Origin of the sequence: Streptococcus sp. (assembly GCF_019414905.1) — a bacterium.
Lineage (GTDB): Bacteria > Bacillota > Bacilli > Lactobacillales > Streptococcaceae > Streptococcus.
Map to the genome: position 1 here is coordinate 1 of NZ_DXLC01000076.1, position 3,900 is coordinate 3,900.

Below are 3,900 nucleotides of genomic sequence, written 5' to 3' on the forward strand. Positions count from 1 at the left end.
TAAGAGACAGCCGCTGCATCTACAATAGCTGACTTGGTCGAACCAGCATCTGAAATAATGACGCCTTCTTTTAAGTTCAAATTAGCCAACTTCTTAATGAAAGCAATAGTTTGTTTGATTGGCAAGCTGAGGATAATGATATCTGCCAAGGGAGCAAAACTGGCAAAATCATCCGTTGCACGATCAATCATGCCTTCTTTCAAGGCGATATCTCTCGAAGCTTGACTGCGATTATAACCTAAAATTTCATAATCTGGATGATCGCGCTTGATACCGAGAGCCATAGAGGCACCAATCAAACCAAGACCTGCGATATAGACTGTTTTTGCCATAGGAACTCCTTAATAGTTCTTTGTATAGTCTCGGTGTTTAGCTACCGCTTCTTTTAATTCCTCTAGATTGTCTGATGAGAATTTTTCGAGGATTTCTTGTGCCAGAACCGTTGCCACAACAGCTTCCATAACTACACCTGCAGCTGGAAGAGCAGTTGGATCACTTCTTTCGACTGTTGCCTTGTAGGGTTCATGGGTTTCGATATCCACACTCATGAGTGGTTTGTAGAGAGTAGGAATAGGCTTCATAACTCCACGAACAACGATAGGTTGCCCATTAGTCATGCCACCTTCGAAACCACCTAAATTATTGGTACGGCGAGTATAACCATCTTCTTTAGACCAGAGAATTTCGTCCATAACTTGGCTACCTTTACGATAACCAGCTTCAAAGCCAAGACCAAATTCCACCCCTTTAAAGGCATTGATAGAGACAACTGCTTGGGCCAATCTTGCATCCAATTTTCTATCCCATTGGACATAGGAACCAAGACCAACTGGAACACCTCCAACGACTGTCTCCACAACTCCACCGATGGTATCACCGTCACGCTTTATTTGGTCAATATAATCCTTGATTTCCTGTTCCCGTTCTTGGTTGACAATAGAAACGTCAGACTGGGCAGCTCTTTCCTTAATCTCAGCGACTGTGAGATTTTCAGGAACATCGATTTCCTTGCCACCAAAGACCACGACATGGTTGGCAATCTCCATATCCAGCTCAGCCAAGAGGCGTTTGGCTACTGCACCAACTGCCACCCGCATGGTGGTTTCACGAGCAGATGAGCGCTCCAAGGAATTACGCAAATCATCAAAACGGTACTTGATGCCCCCAACCAAATCGGCATGTCCTGGGCGAGGATGGGTGATTTTTCGTTTGCTTTTAAGGCGGTCTTCAATGTCCTCCGCAGACATGATATCCAGCCATTTCTGATGGTCCTTATTGACGACATCCATGGTAATGGGAGCCCCAGTAGTCTTCCCATGGCGGACACCCGAAGTAAAGATAACTTGGTCGCTCTCAATCTTCATACGACCACCGCGGCCGTATCCACCCTGACGACGTTTCAAATCCTCATTGATGTCCTTTGCTGTCAAAGGAAGTCCAGCTGGAATTCCTTCAATGATAGCCGTCAGACGGGGACCGTGTGATTCTCCTGCAGTTAAATATCTCATACACTCTCCTTATTTTACCAAGTAGTCTTTCATCTCTTCCAGAGAAACTGGGTGAATGGTCGCTGAACCGAGCTCTGGCACCAAGACCAATTTCAAGGTATTGCCACGCGCTTTCTTGTCATGTGTCAAAGCCTGATAAAGCTTGTCAACATCCCAGTTTTCATAGTCAACAGGTAGTCCAAATTTCTGACACATCTTTGTGATAGATTGGGTAATGCCAGCCGGCATGAGGCCTTTTTCCTCAGCAACCTTGGATATCTGCACCATTCCCATGGCCACAGCCTCTCCATGCATGACTTTGCCATAGCCGGCCGTCGCTTCTATAGCATGACCAATAGTGTGGCCAAAATTGAGGTAAAGACGAACACCATTATCCAACTCATCCTCAACTACCATCTTGCGCTTGACCTGACAAGAATGTTCAATCAAGGTCTCTGCATGCTCAAAAATGCTCTCTACAGTACCATCTAGCTCCGTCAATAGAGTCCATAGTTCTGGATCCTCAATCAAGCCATATTTGATAACTTCACCCATCCCTTCAATCAACTCTCTTTTTCCGAGCGTTTCAAGGACAAGTGGATCGATCAGAACCCCATCTGGTTGGGCAAAAGTTCCTACCATATTCTTAGCAAATGGAGTATTGACGCCTGTCTTTCCACCGATAGAAGAATCCACCTGTGCTGTCAAACTAGTCGGAATCTGAACAAAGTGAATACCTCGCATATAGGTAGAGGCCACAAAACCAGCCAGGTCCCCAACGACACCACCACCAAGAGCCACAATTCCATCGCTACGAGTTAGCCCCTGCTTAACTAGGAATTCATAGACTTTCTGAACAGTGGTTAAATTCTTTCTTTCTTCACCTTCTAAAAAGTCAAAAACAGCTACCTGAAAACCAGCATCTTCTAGGCTGAGCTTGACCTTCTCTGCATAAAGAGAAGCTACATGGTTGTCTGTTACAATGACCACTTTTTGTGGTTGCCAGAGTTCTCGCAACCACTGACCAGCTTGAGCCAGACAACCTTTTTCAATCTGAATATCATAAGGATGATGAGGAATATCGATTCTGATTTTCATAGGAGAATCTCCCTTTCTTTATTGGTATTTTTCTGTTAAGGACTGCCAAATTTCTTCTGTCGGCATTTCCTTGCCTGTCCACAGTTGAAAAGCTTCTGCAGCTTGATAGAGCAACATTCCCAGACCATTGACCGCTGGATTGCCCTTCCTCCTAGCCCATTTCAAAAATGGCGTTTCAAAGGGTTTGTAAATAATATCTGCTACCAAGAGAGTTTCTGGTAAGACTATGCTTTCAGGAATTGGCGACGACTGGCCATCCATGCCCACACTAGTGGCATTGACCAGTAAATCCGACTCGGCAATCCTTTCCTGCAAGACAGGAACATCTTCTAAAGCATACAAGTCCACTTTAAAGCCTGTTTGCTCCTGTAACTTGTCTAGGTAAGGTCTTGTTTTTTCCATAGAAACTGAACGAACAAAGACTGAAACCTGACTGACGCCATCCAAAATAGCTTGCGCCAAGATAGACTTGGCCGCACCGCCTGCACCCAGCAGGGTCATCTTCTTACCTGTAATTGTAAAAGAAGGCAAGCTCTTAAAAAATCCCTTGCCATCTGTATTATATCCAATTAAATTGCCATTCTCATTGACAACCGTATTAACCGCACCGATCAAGCGCGCTTCGTCACTCAGCTCATCCAAATAAGGAATCACTTGCTCCTTATAGGGCATGGACAGGTTGATGCCAAACATCTGGTAGCGACGAATATTGACCACTGTTTCTGCCAAGTCACTCGCTTCAATCTCCCAAGCCACATAAGCACCATTGGTAGCTGTCGCCTCAAAGGCACTATTGTGAATAAAGGGGGAAATAGAATGCTTAATAGGATTGGCAACAACTGCAGCTAAACGTGTATAGCCATCAAGCTTCATCCAAAATCTCCCTGATTTTTTTCATGTTGGCTAGTGAAATCTGACCAGGGGCACTAGCCTCATCCAGACTAGCAAAGGACCAGCTAGAACCAGTCACATCTGCAGTGATACGAGATACCTTGCCCACCTTGCCCATAGAAATAGTCACATATTCCTGTTCAGGATTAAGGGTTTTAAAGCCTCGTGTATAGTTCATCAGGTCTAAGACATCCTGCTCCGTGTGAGCCATCACCGCAACCTTAACAAGTTTTGGATTTAGGCTCGTCAACTCTGACAAGATTTCCATCATATTTTCAGGCGTTTCTTGGAAATTGTGGTAACTCAAAACGAGATTTGGGAAGTCCAACATTTCCTCAAAAACATCCTTGTAGCTGTAGTACTCAAAATCAATATAATCTGGTTGATAGAGTTGCGCTACTTCCTTGATGAGATGGATATATTC

At 44.6% G+C, this 3,900-nt stretch carries 5 protein-coding genes; all 5 read right to left on the minus strand.

All coding sequences use genetic code 11. The features are described 5' to 3' along the window. Positions 1-332, minus strand: a 332-nt coding sequence (locus QZ359_RS01955) for a prephenate dehydrogenase/arogenate dehydrogenase family protein (protein ID WP_293957429.1), incomplete at its 3' end; no start/stop codon positions are given. A gap of 9 nt (positions 333-341) precedes the next feature. Next, positions 342-1,508 carry a chorismate synthase gene (gene aroC / locus QZ359_RS01960; RefSeq protein ID WP_293957431.1) on the minus strand — a complete coding sequence of 389 codons (1,167 nt, stop codon included), beginning with the start codon at positions 1,506-1,508 and terminating at the stop codon, positions 342-344. Between the two features lie 9 nt (positions 1,509-1,517). Further along, a complete protein-coding gene (gene aroB / locus QZ359_RS01965; RefSeq protein WP_293957433.1) occupies positions 1,518-2,585 on the minus strand; it encodes a 3-dehydroquinate synthase in 1,068 nt (355 codons plus the stop codon). Between the two features lie 18 nt (positions 2,586-2,603). Then, on the minus strand, positions 2,604-3,458 hold the full coding sequence (locus QZ359_RS01970; protein ID WP_293957435.1) for a shikimate dehydrogenase: 855 nt from the start codon (positions 3,456-3,458) through the stop codon (positions 2,604-2,606). Next, a partial coding sequence (locus QZ359_RS01975) for a type I 3-dehydroquinate dehydratase (protein ID WP_293957437.1) occupies positions 3,448-3,900 on the minus strand: 453 nt, incomplete at its 5' end. The genes QZ359_RS01970 and QZ359_RS01975, both read right to left, overlap by 11 nt.

What these genes read in the sequence shown, in the direction of transcription:
- aroC (WP_293957431.1), bottom strand. Translation starts at nt 1,508, where the DNA reads ATGAGATATTTAACTGCAGGAGAATCACACGGTCCCCGTCTGACGGCT.
- aroB (WP_293957433.1), bottom strand. Translation starts at nt 2,585, where the DNA reads ATGAAAATCAGAATCGATATTCCTCATCATCCTTATGATATTCAGATT.
- QZ359_RS01970 (WP_293957435.1), bottom strand. Translation starts at nt 3,458, where the DNA reads ATGAAGCTTGATGGCTATACACGTTTAGCTGCAGTTGTTGCCAATCCT.